The organism is Comamonas avium (assembly GCF_014836675.1).
Taxonomy (GTDB): domain Bacteria; phylum Pseudomonadota; class Gammaproteobacteria; order Burkholderiales; family Burkholderiaceae_C; genus Comamonas; species Comamonas avium.
Genome location: NZ_JACSQK010000005.1, coordinates 240,952 through 254,438 on the forward strand (window position 1 = coordinate 240,952; position 13,487 = coordinate 254,438).

Below are 13,487 nucleotides of genomic sequence, written 5' to 3' on the forward strand. Positions count from 1 at the left end.
TTGCACCAGGCTCTGGTGCCTGTCTTCAGTGATCTGATACCAGATAGGCCGCAGCCAAGTGCGCAGGCAGGCTTGGCTGGCAACTGCAACGCTGCTTGCCTTTGTGCGTTGTGGGTGAGGCCGCCCCCGTTTAAGGGAGAACAAGTCTTGGGTACTTTTTGAACGCCAGATGCCAGCGAAATAGGCGCGCACCTGGCGGGTGCTGGCTGCAAAAAAAGAGCGAACCCACAGGCCCATACAGCCGTTGCCACCACAGATACTGCTTTCCCAAGCCCCAAGCCCCAAGCCCCAAGCCCCAAGCCCCAAGCCCCAAGCCCCAAGCCCCAAGCCCCAAGCCCAATGCGCGGGAAAGCCCGCTGCGGTCTCAGGGCTGGCCCTTGCGGTAAGGTGCGTGCTATGACAATGAGCTTTTTGCAACTGGGATGGCGCACGCTGTGGCGCGATGCGCGTGCAGGCGAGCTGCGCTTGCTGTGGGTGGCCGTGACCCTGGCGGTGGCAGCGCTGACATCGGTGGCGTTTTTTGCCAACCGCCTTGAGGCAGGTCTGGAGCGGGACGCACGCCAGTTGCTCGGGGGCGATGTGGTCATCGCCAGCCAGGACGGGCAGTTGCAAAGCTTTGTGCAGCGGGCGCAGCAAGAGGGCTTGCGCCATGTGACCACCTTGGTTTTCCCCTCAATGGGGCGTGCCACCGACGAGCGTGGCGGCAATGCCCGCTTGATTGCGCTCAAGGCGGTGGAAGACGGCTACCCGCTGCGCGGCAGTTTGCGTGTGGCGGACGGGCAGAGTCAGCCCGATGCCGCCACCAACACCATTCCCGCCGCCGGACAGGCGTGGGTAGACGCCACGTTGCTGGCAGGCCTGGAGCTGCAGGTGGGCGACGACTTGCTGCTGGGCGATGCCCGCTTGCGCATCAGCCAGTTGCTGACGGCCGAGCCTGACCGCGGCGCGGGCTTCATGAGCTTTGCCCCGCGCGTGATGATCAATGCACAAGACCTGCAGGCCACGGGGCTGGTGCAGCCAGCCAGTCGTATTACCTGGCGCCTGGCTGTGGCCGGCGAGAGCGCGCCCGCTTTAGCACGTTACGAAGCATGGGCCAAAGAGCAGGTGGGCGACCACGGCCGGGGCGGGCGGCGTGTCGAGTCGCTGGAAAGCGGCAGCCCCGAGATGCGCCGTACGCTGGAGCGTGGCGAGAAATTCTTGAGTCTGGTGGCGCTGCTGGCTGCGCTGTTGTCTGCGGTGGCCGTGGCTTTGGCCGCCCGTGCGTTTGCCCAGCGCCATCTGGATACCGCCGCCATGCTGCGCGTGCTGGGGCTGCCCCAGCGCAGCATTGCACTGGCCTATGTATTTGAGTTTGCGGTGGTGGGCCTGCTGTCCAGCCTGCTGGGCGTGGCGCTGGGCTGGGGGGTGCACCACGGCTTTGTGTGGCTGCTGTCCGGTTTGGTGGCTGAAGGGCTGCCAGCGGCCAACTGGTGGCCAGTGGGCTTTGGCGTGGGCATGGGCTTGACGTTGCTGTTTGCCTTTGGCCTGCCGCCTGTGCTGCAACTGGCACAGGTGCCGCCACTGCGCGTGCTGCGCCGTGATGTGGGAGCGCTCAAGCCCATGTCGGCTGGTGTGCTGGTGGTTGGCGTGCTGGGTTTTGCCGCCTTGCTGATGGCGGTAAGCCGCGATGCCACTTTGGGGGGGATTGCCGTGGGCGGCTTTACTGTGGCCACGCTGCTGTTTGCAGGCCTGGCATGGCTGGCAGTGCAACTGCTGCGCAGGCTGGTCAAAGAAAACACGGCCCCGCGCTGGCTGATTCTGGCTACCCGCCAGCTGGCGGCACGCCCGGGTTATGCGGTGATCCAGGTCAGCAGTCTGGCGGTAGGCCTGCTGGCTCTGGTGCTGCTGGTACTGCTGCGCACCGATTTGGTCAGCAGCTGGCGCCAGGCCACGCCGCCTGATGCGGCCAACCGCTTTGTCATCAACATCATGCCCGACCAGTCCGAGGCGTTTCAGTCCAACTTGCGGGCGGCAGGCGTGAGCCAGTACGACTGGTATCCCATGATTCGGGGGCGTCTGATTGAGGTGAACGGGCAGACCGTCAGCCCTGACAGCTATGCAGATGACCGCGCCCAGCGCATGGTAGAGCGCGAGTTCAACCTGTCGCACGCCGAGCAAATGCCAGAAAAAAATACCATCGTTGCCGGCCAATGGCTGCCGGGCGAGGCCGATGGTGCCAGCGTGGAAGAGGGCATTGCCAAAACCCTGAACCTCAAGCTGGGTGACACGCTGGTGTTTGACATTGGCGGCGCGCGCCACAGCGCGCGGCTGACCAGTTTGCGCAAGGTCGACTGGGGCAGCATGCGGGCCAACTTCTTCATCATCTTTCCCGTGGCGGATCTGCCTGACGTGCCGTCTACCTATATGGCTGCATACCGTGCGCCCCGGCAGGCCGGGTTTGACAATGCGTTGCTGCGCCAGTTTCCGAATGTGACCAATGTGGACATGGACAGCACCATCGCCCAGGTGCAGCGTGTGCTCAATCAGGTCATCCGCGCTGTGGAGTTTTTGTTTGCCTTCACACTGGCCGCCGGGCTGGTGGTGCTGTTTGCCGCCGTGACGGCCACGCGCGAAGAGCGCGCCCGTGAGTACGCCCTGATGCGCGCCATGGGGGCGCAAAGCCGCTTGCTGCGCCAGGTGCAGCGCGCTGAGCTGGCGGGGGTGGGGTTGCTGGCGGGCTTTCTGGCCAGCGTGGTGGCCATGCTGGTGGGCTGGGCGCTGGCGCGCTGGGTATTTGAATTTACCTGGACTGCTGCCTGGTGGGTGCCGGTGGCCGGTGCGCTGGCCGGGGCACTGCTGGCGCTGATGGCCGGCTGGTGGGGCTTGCGCGAAGTCTTGCAGCGCCCCGTGATGCACAGCTTGCGCGCAGCGGCAGAATAAAAGAGAGCTGTCAAGGCTTATGTGTGCTTGTTTTCAGATAGTTTTATATCTGAAAACGTTGCAGGTAAAGCGCTGATAGCTCTTGTTTTTTGAATTCGCCCATCCTGCGCTGGATGACGGGGTTATGCGCACAGTTCCCATTGCCATGGCGCTGCGGCAAGCGCATGCTGGGCCTATGAGCACACAGAAAAACACCCCCATCCAGGCCTTGCGCGAGAGCCTGCAAGCGCGTGAACAGCAATTGCGCCGCGAGCTGGAGGCTGCCCAGATCGAGCAAGAGCAGCAGGCGCAAGATGCCGAGGACCTGCCGCGCGAGCCCGATGCCAACCAGACCCACGAGGTCTCTGACCGCGAGGTGCGCCATGCAGAGCTGCTGCGCGATCAGCAAGAGCTGCAGGCTGTGCGCGCAGCGCTGCAGCGCATTGCAGATGGCAGCTACGGTGAGTGTGTGAACTGCGGCAAAGCCATTGCGGTGGAGCGCCTGAAAGCCAACCCTGCCGCCATGCGCTGTATTGCGTGCCAGACGCAGGCCGAAGCCAAGGCCTAGGCCTTGGCCTTGGCCTGCAACACTGCCCTTGATACACGCCGCTGCTGGCCTTGTCGCAGGCCGGTACAGCCTTGCACTGCACTGCACTGCGCTGGATGGCTTGCGGCTTTGCGCCACGTCTTCAAGGCACACCAAAGAGTGGCGCGGTGGCGCTGGCTGCGTTGGATCGATGGCTGCCATGGGGGCCAGCCTTCTGACTGGACTGGGCTTAGCTGCCACTGTCATCCACAACGGCAGGTGTGGCAGCGGAGCCCGCCAGCAAGCCACCGTCAATATTGAACTCGCTGCCGGTGATGTAAGTGGCATCGCTGGACGCCAGCAGCAACGCCACGCAGGCCACCTCCTGAGGCATCCCGAACCGGCGAAGCGGTGTGTCTTGCACCAGCGCAGCCATTCGCTCTTGCCGGTGCTCATCGTTGCCCAGCATGGGCTCCCAGATGGGCGTAAGAATGGCCGCAGGATGAATGGAGTTGCACCGAATTTTGAGACCCTGCTCGGCACAGTAAAGCGCCACGGTCTTGGTGTGGTTGCGCACCGCAGCTTTGGATGAGGCGTATGCCGCCGCACCAGGAATGCCTACCAGCCCTGAGCGGGAAGAGATATTGATGACGGAGCCTGTTTTCTGAGGCCGCATGGCGCGTATCGCGTACTTGCAGCCAAGAAACACCCCGTCCAGGTTGGTGCGGTGCACGGCATGCCAGTCCTGCAAGCTTGCATGTTCGGGGTCGTGCGGCACGGCACCTTCTTCAAACCCGGTAATGCCCGCGTTATTGACGACCACGTCAAGCCTGCCGCGCTCCTGGAGGACCTGGCTGGTGACGCGCAGCCAATCGTCTTCCTGGCGCACATCCAGTGGCGCATAACACGCCTGGCTTCCTATTGAGTGTGCAACGGCGCTGCCCAGTTCATGCTGAATGTCTGTCACGTAAACGAAGCAACCGTTGTCCGCCAGCATGCGTGCAATGGCCTCCCCGATGCCTTGTGCCGCGCCGGTGACGATCGCCACTTGAGACGTTAGTTTTTTGTGCATGTCTGAAGCTGCGCCGTACATTCTTTGGCCTTGCGGGGAGTGAAAAAAACAGTCTACCTGAGCCATTCATCAGCCACAGTGAAGGGCCTGCCCATAGCAGCTTGGAGATCAGGCAGGGGCGGGCATGCGCGCGCAGGTGCTGAAGTGCGCTCACTGACTCGCTCTTGCTGCCCACAGATGCATCAGTTTTCACCCGTGTGGCATTGCTGCGCTTAACCCCATCGCGGCGGCTGCCTTGCCGCTGCTGGCACACTTGCCCCATTGCAGCCTGCCAAGCTCGGCGGGCTGACTGCTTTCAGAGTTCATGTGCCATGCAGATTGAAGAAAAAGCCCCTCACGACACGCCGTTTGAATGGATCGGTGGGGAAGAACCCGTGCGCCGTCTGGTTGACCGTTTTTATGACCTGATGGATCTGGAGCCCGGCTACGCCGAGCTGCGCGCCTCGCATGGCAGTACGCTGGACGATGCCCGTCAGAAACTGTTCTGGTTTCTGTGCGGCTGGCTTGGCGGCCCAGACCATTACGTCGAGCGCTTTGGCCACCCGCGCCTGCGCATGCGCCACATGCCGTTTTCGATTGGTATCTTGGAGCGCGATCAGTGGGTGGCATGCATGGATCAGGCCATGGCTGAAACCGAAGTACCAGAGGCGCTGCGCACGCGCCTGAAAGGCAGTTTCATGCAGACTGCAGACTGGATGCGCAATAAAGGTGTGTGACAGTAACCGCTAATATCTGTCTCCATACATCCATAAGAGGGCAGACAGATGGGCACTGCAGCATTCATTATTCTGGCGTTATTCATAGTCATTGCCCTGTGGGCCGTGGCTGTCTATAACCGCTTGCGCCTGCTGGGCAACCGAGTGGAAAACGCGTGGTCGCAAATCGACGTTCAGCTCAAGCGCCGCTATGAGCTGATTCCCAATCTTGTGGAAGTCGCTCGTGGCTACATGCAGCATGAAGCTGCCACGCTGGAGGCAGTGACCCGTGCCCGCAGCCGTGCGGTGTCCGCCGCCGATACCTTGCGCGGGCATGCGGGCAGCGGCAATGCCCTGAGTGATCTGGCCGTGGCTGAGCAGGCGCTGGGCAGCAGTCTGGGGCGGCTGATGGTGGTGACCGAGGCCTACCCAGAACTCAAGGCCGATGCCCAGATGCAAAGCCTGAGTGAAGAAATTGCCAGCACAGAAAACCGGATTGGCTTTGCCCGCCAGGCTTATAACGACGAGGTCATGGAGTTCAACAACAAAGCCAGCCAGTTTCCTGACCTGATCTGGGCGCGCCTGCTGGGCTTCAAGCATCTGTCCATGCTGCAGGCCACCACCAGCGAGCAAGAGCGCACAGTACCGCAGGTGCGCTTTTAAGCAGGTAACACTGTCATGCGGTTTTGGGATTGGCAGGCCGATGCGCGGCGCACCACACGCTGGCTGCTGCTGCTTTTTGGGCTGTGCGTTCTGGCTTCACTGACGGCGGTGCACGGTGGCCTGACGCTGGCGTGGCTGCTGCTGTTTGCGCACATTGATTACCCCAAGGGTTTTGTGGCCGTCAACGTGGGCGTGACGCTGCTGCTGATTGCGGGCGGCTGGTGGCTTACCCATGAGGAGCTGAGCCAGGGCGGGCAAAAACTGGCGCAGCGCATTGGTGCGCGTGATGCGCGGCCCGATAGCTGCATGGCGGAGCAGCAGCTGTGCAACATCGTGCAGGAGATGTGTATCGCCGCGCAGATGCGGCCACCACAGGTGGTGGTGCTGGCCCGCGCAGATGCCATCAATGCATTTGCAGCAGGCTGGTCGCAAGACGATGCCGTCATTGCCGTGACACAAGGTGCTTTGGATTACCTGTCGCGCCATGAAATGCAGGGGCTGGTGGCGCATGAGCTGTCGCACTTGAAAGAAGGTGACACGCGCTTGAACATGCAACTGGCTGGCATGGTCAGCGGGCTGGAGCTGGTTTACAACTTTGGCGGCTCCGTACGTGAGCGTGGAGTTCTGGGCTGGTGGTTTGGCTCTGCCATCATGCTGGCGGGCCTGGTGGGCTGGCTCAGTGGGCGCTTGCTCAAGGCCAGCGTGTCACGCCAGCGTGAATATCTGGCAGACGCCCGTGCTGTGCAATGGACCCGCAGCCGTGATGCATTGGGCGGTGTGCTGCGCAAAGTACTTACGCAGCGCAAAGAAGCGGAGGCCTTTCGCGGTGGCTGGCGCGCAGACCACCGCAGCCATACGGGGCTGAACCACCCCTTGGTACAGCACATGCTGCTGGCAGAGACGCCAGACAGCAGCAAGCTGGAGCACTGGCTCGATGCCCACCCACCGCTGCAAGCGCGTGTGGCCCGTATTTATGGCAGGCCGATGCGAGGCCTGCCATTGACTGAAAATCCTTAACCATATGTCTGCCAACAGCTCTGAGCCTGTGCCACGCGCCTGGCAAGCCTTTCGAACCATTCCGGATCTGGCAGGTGTCGATAGGCAGCACCTGATATGGCTGGCCGAGCACGTCCGGTGGCAGGTCTTGACTGCTGGGGATGTGCTGGAGCAGCCTTTCAAGGGCGGGCGTATCAACTTTCTGGTGACCGGTGCAATAGAAGTGCGCTGCACCAACCCGCAAGGCAAAGAGCTGTTGCTGGGCGATTTGCCGCAGGGGCAGCTGTTTGGTAATGCCATCTACAGCCATGTGCCACCGCTGGCGTTTTCTGCACATGTCACCCAGTCAGGCTTGATGGCCTTGCTCGATGGACAAGATACACAAGACTGGCTTGCGCTGGACAGAAGCATTGTGCTGGCCATCTTGCAGACGGTGAGTAATCTGCTTTGGCGGCTGATGGGGCGGGTGGTGGAGATTGGCATGCTCAATGTGCGCAATCGCCTGCACATGCGCTTGCTTTCGCTGGCACAGCGCCAGGGTGTGGAGCACAACCAGGTGTTGCTGTCTCCCAGCCCCACACAGGCCAGCCTGGCTGCCTATCTGGGGGCAAGTCGCGAAGAAGTGGCACGCGAGATGTCTCGCCTGGTGCGGCTGGGTTTGCTGCAGCGCCAGGGACGCAGCCTCAGGTTGTGCAACGTAGATGGCTTGATGGCGCTGGTGGAGCTGTAGCGGCTTGACTGTCTGACAGTGTTACAAAATCAGCGTGAGAAAACGCACAGACGCAGCACAGGACTTTCGCAACACTACAGACCTGCAGAGTCGCCACGAGGGCGACATCTACTGGAAAGTCAAGGAGTTGTTATGCGTTACCGTCTTTTTTCATTGGCAGCACTGGCGCTTGGTATGGCCAGCGTGGTTCATGCAGAAAGCCCTGTGTCCCCAGACCGTGCCTCGCAAGGTTTGACCCGCGAGCAGGTGCTCGCTGATCTCCAGCAATGGCATGCAGCGGGCATGAGTTTTGTGGCCCATCCTTCCGGCTACAGTGAAAGTGCGCAAAGCCCGGAGTACCAGCGTTACCTGCAAATGCACCAGCAACAGTCAGGTGATACCGCAGTGGCACAAGATCACACGGCTACCCAGCCGATGGAGCAGTCCATCGTCAAGACAAACTGATCTATAACACTTAAAAGCACAGCCTTGCAGGGCGTCATGTGCTGCTCTTCTTGGATTCAGGATGCACAGCCTTTCGGCTGCTGAGGACGATAAAAGCTGCATGTATAGGGAGTAAGCACTTCACAGTGCTTGCTCCTTTTTTTATGTCCGTGTGCTTTTTACAGGCTCAGATTAGCGCGTCGAATGACATCGCCAAAACGCTTGCTTTCCTGCGCGATGAATTGCCGGAACTCAGCCTCTTCGGGAAAGTAGCTTTCATAACCAAAAGTCTGGTACTTGGGCTGAATGTCTGGCTCATGCAGGGCTTGGGTAACGTCGCTGCGAATTTTGGCCACCACGTCGGCTGGCGTTTGGGGGGATACGGCCAGCGCATTCCAGCCCGTAGCGATGGCCTCGGCGGGGCCACCAGATTCAGCAATGGTCGGCACGCTTTCATAGCCTTTGAGGCGGTGGGGGGCCATCACAGCCAGAAAACGCAGTTTGCCTGCACGCGCCATCGGGCCAGCCGTGCCTGAAGAGCCCAGCGCAAAGGCCAGATCACCATTGGCAACGCTGGCGTACAGCTGGCTGGTCTCCTTGAAAATAATGTGCTCCATCCGGGTGCCTGTCAGCGACTCCAGCAACGCAGAACCCAGATGCACAGCATTGCCCACAGACCAGGAGCCGTAGTTCAACTGGCCGGGGCGGGCTTTGGCGTCAGCAATCAGGTCGGAGACCGTCTGGTAGGGGCTGTCATTGGCCACGCACACAAAGAAAAAAGTCCGAAACAGGGGCAAGACGATGTGAAAGTCCTGGGCCACGCTGTAAGGCAATTTCTTGAACAGGGCAGGGTAGGCCGCGATGTGTACGTTGTCTAGCTGGATCAGGTCGGTGCCGTCAGTCGCACCGCGTTTGAATGCGTCGATGGCGATGAAGCCGTTGCCTCCGGGGCGGTTTTCAACCACCACGGGCTGGCTCCAGATTCTGGCCAGCTTCTCGGCCAGGATGCGGGATGTGCCATCGGGGCCGCCCCCGACGGGGAAAGGGTTGATGATGCGCACAGCCTTGGCAGGCCAGTGTGGCTGTGCACGCACGCTGTGCATGGCACCCAGGGCCAGTGCACCGATTGCCATACCGGCCCTGCGGCGTGTCATCTCGAATGGTTGTGCGGTCATTTTTCCTGGTTCACAAGTACGTGGGCTACTTTGAAATGATTGCGGCAGCCAAACAAAGGCCATGCTCTGGTCAATTATTTTGCGGCAATGTGGCTGAGTTTCATGCCAAGTTTGGAAGGCAAATACTAGCGGTTACTTAGGCGGGCGTGGGCGTGGCGCGCCAACAATCACCTCTGAGCGTGGGCTGGCCATGTCAAGGGGGCTTTTCGCTCAAAGTGAGCTAGTCGATCTAGTCGATCTAGTCGATCTAGTAGAGCTTGCGCTTGCCCGGCTGCAGCAGCACAACCAGAGCGCCCGCGCCGCCTTCTGCCGGGCGGGCCTGAACAAAAGCCAGCACTTCTTTTTTTTGTACCAGCCAGCGCTGTACTTTGGCCTTCAGTACCGGTGTCTTGCCGGGAGAGCCCAGCCCCTTGCCATGAACCACGCGCACGCAGCGCAGGCCCGTGCGGTGCGCCAGACGGATGAACTGCCCCAGCGCCTCGCGTGCCTCGTCAGAGCGCAGGCCGTGCAAGTCCAGCTGGCGCTGAATGCTCCACTGCCCGCTGCGCAGTTTGCGCGTGACATCCAGCCCAATGCCGGTGCGGCGAAAACTCAGCTGATCGTCCACATCCAGCAAAGTGCTGACGTCGAACTCATCGCTCATGGCCTCATGCAGTACCCGCTGCTCATCCAGCTCGTGCTGCAAGGGCCGTGGGGTGGGGGGCTGCTGCTGAAATTCAAAACGGTCGGCATGCGGCAGTGGGGTGACTGAGCCGACAAAGTGCGTGAACAGGTTGCGCTCGCGCTCGGCCTTGGCGGCCGTTTCTTGGCAAATTTTCTCCTGGGCCTCTTGACGTTCGCGCTGTTGCTTGAGCTCTTTGGAAATGCTGCCCAGCGTGTGCAGGCCATGGTGGCGAAAGGCCTGGTTCATGCCCATCCTTCTTCGGCCATGGAATAGCTGGCCCCCTGGGCGACGATGATGTGATCGATCACCCGCACATCCAGCAGGCCCAGCGCACTTTTCAGGCTGGCAGTCAGAGCCTTGTCGGCGGCGCTGGGCAGCACACTGCCGCTGGGGTGGTTGTGCGTGAGGATGACGCTGGCCGCATGGTGGTGCAGCGCGCGCAGCGCAACTTCTCTGGGGTAGACCGAGGTTTGGCTCAGCGTGCCCCTAAACATTTCTTCCATGGCAATCAAACGGTTCTGGCTGTCGAGAAACAGCACAGCAAAAATTTCATGTGGGCGGTGCCCCAGCTGCAACTGCAGGTAGTGTTTCACAGTCTCAGGGCTGCCCAGCACTTCACGCTCACGCAATTGCTGCGCCGTGGCACGTTTGGCCAATTCCATCACTGCCAGTATTTCCGCACGCTTGGCAGGGCCGAGCCCCTTGATGCGGGCCAGATCCGGGCCGCTGGCGTTCAGCAGGCCAGCAAGGCCATCAAAGCGTTCCAGCGTGGTTTGTGCCATCTGCAAGACGCTGCAGCCAGCCAGACCTGTGCGCAGCAAAATAGCCAGCAACTCGGCATCAGACAGTGCGCCAGCACCGCGTGCCTGCAGCTTTTCACGGGGGCGGGTATCGGCTGGCAGATCTTTCAAAGACATGCTCCTCATGCTGATAGTGGGATAAACAGACGCCAAGGGCGCGGGGGCATACCCAGTTTTCTACAATAGGGTCAGTTTATCGGGACTTCCATGACCAATTGCGCGCCTTCGACCACGACTTCTGTGCCCACCGTACAAGCGGGCTCTTTCCTGACGCTGCATTACCGCCTGGCGGGACCTGCAGGTGATGTGATCAACACTTTCAATGAAAAGCCCGGCACTTTGTCGCTGGGCACGGGTGAGTTGTCGCCCGCCATTGAAGAGCTGCTGATCGGCTTGCCAGAAGGCACGCGCACCACCCTGGAGCTGCCCGCAGGCGCAGCCTTCGGTGACCGCAACCCCGAAATGCAGCAATGGGTGGCCCGCAAGCTGATGAATGAGCTGGGCGACCCGCATGAGCAGTACCAGGCGGGCGATGTGGTGCAGTTCCCCACCCCGGACGGGCTGGGCAGCTACGCAGGCTCGGTGGTGCAGGTGCGCGAAGACGGCGCAGTGCTGTTTGACTTCAGCCACCCGCTGGCAGGCCAGCCGGTGACGTTCGAAGTGCAAATCATCGGAGTACTTTGAGGTGATGGACGCCAAAGAAGTCTTGCTGGCCGAGCCCCGTGGCTTTTGCGCGGGCGTGGACCGCGCCATCGAGATTGTGGAGCGTGCCCTGCAAAAGTTTGGCCGCCCCATCTATGTGCGCCATGAAATCGTCCACAACACCTTTGTGGTCAACGACCTCAAGGAAAAGGGTGCCATCTTTATTGAAGAACTCGATGATGTGCCCGCAGGCGCCACCTTGGTGTTCAGCGCCCACGGCGTGAGCAGGGCAGTGCAGGACGAGGCCAAGGCCCGTGGCTTTACCATTTTTGACGCCACCTGCCCGCTGGTGACCAAGGTGCACGTGGAAGTGGCCAAGCTGGCCAAAGAGGGCTATGAGTTCCTCATGATCGGTCACAAGGGCCACCCAGAGGTGGAAGGCACGATGGGCCAGCTGTCCGAAGGCATCCACCTGGTGGAAGACGAGGGCGACGTGGCCAAGGTGGCCCCCAGGCAAACCGAGTTGCTGGCCGTGGTCACGCAGACCACGCTCAGCGTGGACGATGCCGCAGGCATCAAGGCGGCCATCAAGGCGCGCTTTCCGCTGGTGCGCGAGCCCAAGCAGCAAGACATTTGCTACGCCACGCAAAACCGGCAGGATGCGGTCAAAATTTTGGCCCCGCAGGTCGATGTGGTGATTGTGGTGGGCAGCCCCACCAGCTCCAACAGCAACCGCCTGCGTGAGCTGGCAGACCGCCTGGGCACACCCGCTTACATGGTGGACAACGCCGATGAACTGCAGCCACAGTGGTTTGATACCGCAGGCCGCGTGGGCTTGACGGCCGGTGCTTCGGCCCCTGAAGTGCTGGTCAACGGCGTGATTGCCCGCATCAAAGAACTGGGCGCTGTCTCAGTGCGCAAGATGGACGGCGTGGAAGAAACCATGAAGTTTCCGCTGCCCAAGGGGCTGAAGATGATCGATCCGGTCACAGGGCTGGAGATTGAGGTGCGCAAAGCACCTGAAACTGGCGCTTAAAGTCTTGGCGTGAACCCACGCCAGCACCTTGCCGAGCATTGCGAACGGCGAGAGCGGTGAGAACAGCACTGGCAGAGTGGATCAGTCTTTATAAATAAATGAGCACTTATCGCTTGGTAATCAATCACTTCAGTATGTTTTGTATCTGAAGTGCTTGAGATACCTGCGCTAGGTGCTATTTTTTTTTGTTTTCAGCTTGGATTGCGAGCGATTGCAAACCGTTCAGACAAGCTTGCACACCGCTGATGGGCGGTGGAGACCAAGCAAGGCCGCATCAGAGTCTGATGCAGAGGCAGATGCAGAGGCAGATGCAGAGACAGCGGGCCTCAACGTATCGCCCCATTTAGCCCCACAGGTCCAGCGGTGGATCGCTGGCAACGGCGCGCAGAATATCGGTGCGGCTGATAAAGCCACTCAGGTGGCCCAGGTCGTCGGTCACCGGCAAGCCGGGCAGGCCGGTATCCAGCAGCACATGGGCCACGCGGCGCAGATCGGTGGTTTCGGCCACAGCGGGCACGGGGGTGATCATCACCTCGGACACGGGCCGCTTGGCCATGGCGATGGCCTCGCGCACGGCACCTGGCTCGGGCAGCAAAGCCAGCGGTGCCATGTCGGCGCGCAGCAGCAAACCAATCACGCGGCCCTGCGTATCCAGCACCGGGGCTTGCGCAATCTTTTTGACGGCCAGCACCTGCCATGCCTGCTCTACCAAGATGCCCGGTGTCACGGTGACGGCACCGCGCGTCATCACATCGCGCACCACGTAGAGCTGGCGGCGCTCTTCCTTGGGGCCTTGCTCAGTGCCCAGATAGGCCGATACCGCGCCTTGGGCGCGGGCAGAAAGTGAAAGCTTGGGCTCAGCGTTGCGCACCTGTGCTTCTTGCGACTCCACCTCCGAAGCGCTGGCACGCAAGCCACTGGGGCGCTGCACGCCGCGTACGGCGGTGATGTGGCTCAGGCGATCAGGCCCGCCTTGGTACATGGGGCCGTTGATGCCAAAGACATAGAACATGCGCAAATCTCCTCGGGTTGTGCGCTGGGTGCGCATTGACAGGGGTCTGTCTTATCTATCGGCAGCAAAGCCTGCAACTGAACATCAACTGCCGCACAATGGTGGATTGATTGCGGTGCCTGCCCCTGAGATGGGCCCGCCCCATTAAAATTGCC

15 protein-coding genes are annotated in these 13,487 nt (G+C 61.1%); 10 read left to right on the forward strand and 5 right to left on the reverse strand.

Annotation, left to right across the window (positions count from 1 at the left end):
• Nucleotides 1-396 precede the first annotated feature (396 nt).
• The gene (locus H9646_RS11370) at nucleotides 397-2,919 is read left to right on the forward strand and encodes an ABC transporter permease (protein ID WP_191723480.1); all 2,523 of its coding nucleotides are present in this window, start codon (nucleotides 397-399) and stop codon (nucleotides 2,917-2,919) included.
• 175 nt (nucleotides 2,920-3,094) lie between these two features.
• Nucleotides 3,095-3,466, forward strand: coding sequence for a TraR/DksA family transcriptional regulator (locus tag H9646_RS11375; protein WP_225214142.1), 372 nt, complete (start codon nucleotides 3,095-3,097; stop codon nucleotides 3,464-3,466).
• A gap of 208 nt (nucleotides 3,467-3,674) precedes the next feature.
• Here the strand turns inward: H9646_RS11375 and H9646_RS11380 are convergent, their stop codons facing one another.
• Nucleotides 3,675-4,496 (reverse strand): SDR family oxidoreductase, encoded by an 822-nt coding sequence (locus tag H9646_RS11380; protein ID WP_191723481.1) that lies wholly within the window; start codon nucleotides 4,494-4,496, stop codon nucleotides 3,675-3,677.
• A 311-nt stretch (nucleotides 4,497-4,807) separates the two neighbouring features.
• Here H9646_RS11380 and H9646_RS11385 point away from each other — a divergent pair, with 311 nt between their 5' ends.
• The 5 genes from H9646_RS11385 (at nucleotide 4,808) to H9646_RS11405 (ending at nucleotide 8,024) form a co-directional block, all read left to right on the forward strand.
• Nucleotides 4,808-5,212 (forward strand): group II truncated hemoglobin, encoded by a 405-nt coding sequence (locus H9646_RS11385; protein ID WP_191723482.1) that lies wholly within the window; start codon nucleotides 4,808-4,810, stop codon nucleotides 5,210-5,212.
• A gap of 48 nt (nucleotides 5,213-5,260) precedes the next feature.
• The gene (locus H9646_RS11390) at nucleotides 5,261-5,854 is read left to right on the forward strand and encodes a LemA family protein (protein ID WP_191723483.1); all 594 of its coding nucleotides are present in this window, start codon (nucleotides 5,261-5,263) and stop codon (nucleotides 5,852-5,854) included.
• A gap of 15 nt (nucleotides 5,855-5,869) precedes the next feature.
• Nucleotides 5,870-6,871 carry a M48 family metalloprotease gene (locus H9646_RS11395; protein WP_191723484.1) on the forward strand — a complete coding sequence of 334 codons (1,002 nt, stop codon included), beginning with the start codon at nucleotides 5,870-5,872 and terminating at the stop codon, nucleotides 6,869-6,871.
• Between the two features lie 4 nt (nucleotides 6,872-6,875).
• Nucleotides 6,876-7,580 (forward strand): Crp/Fnr family transcriptional regulator, encoded by a 705-nt coding sequence (locus H9646_RS11400; RefSeq protein ID WP_191723485.1) that lies wholly within the window; start codon nucleotides 6,876-6,878, stop codon nucleotides 7,578-7,580.
• Between the two features lie 132 nt (nucleotides 7,581-7,712).
• Nucleotides 7,713-8,024, forward strand: a complete 312-nt coding sequence (locus H9646_RS11405) for a DUF4148 domain-containing protein (RefSeq protein ID WP_191723486.1) — start codon at nucleotides 7,713-7,715, stop codon at nucleotides 8,022-8,024.
• Between the two features lie 158 nt (nucleotides 8,025-8,182).
• On the opposite strand, the gene H9646_RS11410 is transcribed toward H9646_RS11405, so the two are convergent.
• From H9646_RS11410 to radC, 3 genes are all read right to left on the reverse strand, one after another.
• On the reverse strand, nucleotides 8,183-9,178 hold the full coding sequence (locus H9646_RS11410) for a Bug family tripartite tricarboxylate transporter substrate binding protein (protein ID WP_191723487.1): 996 nt from the start codon (nucleotides 9,176-9,178) through the stop codon (nucleotides 8,183-8,185).
• A 247-nt stretch (nucleotides 9,179-9,425) separates the two neighbouring features.
• Nucleotides 9,426-10,088, reverse strand: coding sequence for a Smr/MutS family protein (locus H9646_RS11415; RefSeq protein WP_191723488.1), 663 nt, complete (start codon nucleotides 10,086-10,088; stop codon nucleotides 9,426-9,428).
• Nucleotides 10,085-10,759: a RadC family protein gene (gene radC, locus H9646_RS11420; protein ID WP_191723489.1), complete on the reverse strand. Its 675-nt coding sequence runs from the start codon at nucleotides 10,757-10,759 to the stop codon at nucleotides 10,085-10,087. The genes H9646_RS11415 and radC overlap by 4 nt, the downstream gene beginning before the upstream one ends.
• Nucleotides 10,760-10,849: 90 nt before the next feature.
• On the opposite strand from radC, the gene H9646_RS11425 reads away from it, so the two are divergent.
• Nucleotides 10,850-11,326 carry an FKBP-type peptidyl-prolyl cis-trans isomerase gene (locus H9646_RS11425; protein WP_191723490.1) on the forward strand — a complete coding sequence of 159 codons (477 nt, stop codon included), beginning with the start codon at nucleotides 10,850-10,852 and terminating at the stop codon, nucleotides 11,324-11,326.
• A gap of 4 nt (nucleotides 11,327-11,330) precedes the next feature.
• Nucleotides 11,331-12,320 (forward strand): 4-hydroxy-3-methylbut-2-enyl diphosphate reductase, encoded by a 990-nt coding sequence (gene ispH, locus H9646_RS11430; protein ID WP_225214143.1) that lies wholly within the window; start codon nucleotides 11,331-11,333, stop codon nucleotides 12,318-12,320.
• Between the two features lie 343 nt (nucleotides 12,321-12,663).
• Here the strand turns inward: ispH and H9646_RS11435 are convergent, their stop codons facing one another.
• Nucleotides 12,664-13,332 carry a CBS domain-containing protein gene (locus H9646_RS11435; protein ID WP_191723492.1) on the reverse strand — a complete coding sequence of 223 codons (669 nt, stop codon included), beginning with the start codon at nucleotides 13,330-13,332 and terminating at the stop codon, nucleotides 12,664-12,666.
• Between H9646_RS11435 and H9646_RS18440 the strand changes: the two genes are divergently transcribed.
• Nucleotides 13,331-13,480, forward strand: a complete 150-nt coding sequence (locus tag H9646_RS18440) for a hypothetical protein (protein ID WP_225214144.1) — start codon at nucleotides 13,331-13,333, stop codon at nucleotides 13,478-13,480. The two genes, H9646_RS11435 and H9646_RS18440, sit on opposite strands and share 2 nt — an antisense overlap.
• The last annotated feature ends 7 nt before the right edge of the window (nucleotides 13,481-13,487 follow it).

What these genes read in the sequence shown, in the direction of transcription:
- H9646_RS11370 (WP_191723480.1), top strand. Translation starts at nt 397, where the DNA reads ATGACAATGAGCTTTTTGCAACTGGGATGGCGCACGCTGTGGCGCGAT.
- H9646_RS11375 (WP_225214142.1), top strand. Translation starts at nt 3,095, where the DNA reads ATGAGCACACAGAAAAACACCCCCATCCAGGCCTTGCGCGAGAGCCTG.
- H9646_RS11380 (WP_191723481.1), bottom strand. Translation starts at nt 4,496, where the DNA reads ATGCACAAAAAACTAACGTCTCAAGTGGCGATCGTCACCGGCGCGGCA.
- H9646_RS11385 (WP_191723482.1), top strand. Translation starts at nt 4,808, where the DNA reads ATGCAGATTGAAGAAAAAGCCCCTCACGACACGCCGTTTGAATGGATC.
- H9646_RS11390 (WP_191723483.1), top strand. Translation starts at nt 5,261, where the DNA reads ATGGGCACTGCAGCATTCATTATTCTGGCGTTATTCATAGTCATTGCC.
- H9646_RS11395 (WP_191723484.1), top strand. Translation starts at nt 5,870, where the DNA reads ATGCGGTTTTGGGATTGGCAGGCCGATGCGCGGCGCACCACACGCTGG.
- H9646_RS11400 (WP_191723485.1), top strand. Translation starts at nt 6,876, where the DNA reads ATGTCTGCCAACAGCTCTGAGCCTGTGCCACGCGCCTGGCAAGCCTTT.
- H9646_RS11405 (WP_191723486.1), top strand. Translation starts at nt 7,713, where the DNA reads ATGCGTTACCGTCTTTTTTCATTGGCAGCACTGGCGCTTGGTATGGCC.
- H9646_RS11410 (WP_191723487.1), bottom strand. Translation starts at nt 9,178, where the DNA reads ATGACCGCACAACCATTCGAGATGACACGCCGCAGGGCCGGTATGGCA.
- H9646_RS11415 (WP_191723488.1), bottom strand. Translation starts at nt 10,088, where the DNA reads ATGAACCAGGCCTTTCGCCACCATGGCCTGCACACGCTGGGCAGCATT.
- radC (WP_191723489.1), bottom strand. Translation starts at nt 10,759, where the DNA reads ATGTCTTTGAAAGATCTGCCAGCCGATACCCGCCCCCGTGAAAAGCTG.
- H9646_RS11425 (WP_191723490.1), top strand. Translation starts at nt 10,850, where the DNA reads ATGACCAATTGCGCGCCTTCGACCACGACTTCTGTGCCCACCGTACAA.
- ispH (WP_225214143.1), top strand. Translation starts at nt 11,331, where the DNA reads ATGGACGCCAAAGAAGTCTTGCTGGCCGAGCCCCGTGGCTTTTGCGCG.
- H9646_RS18440 (WP_225214144.1), top strand. Translation starts at nt 13,331, where the DNA reads ATGCGCAAATCTCCTCGGGTTGTGCGCTGGGTGCGCATTGACAGGGGT.
- H9646_RS11435 (WP_191723492.1), bottom strand. Translation starts at nt 13,332, where the DNA reads ATGTTCTATGTCTTTGGCATCAACGGCCCCATGTACCAAGGCGGGCCT.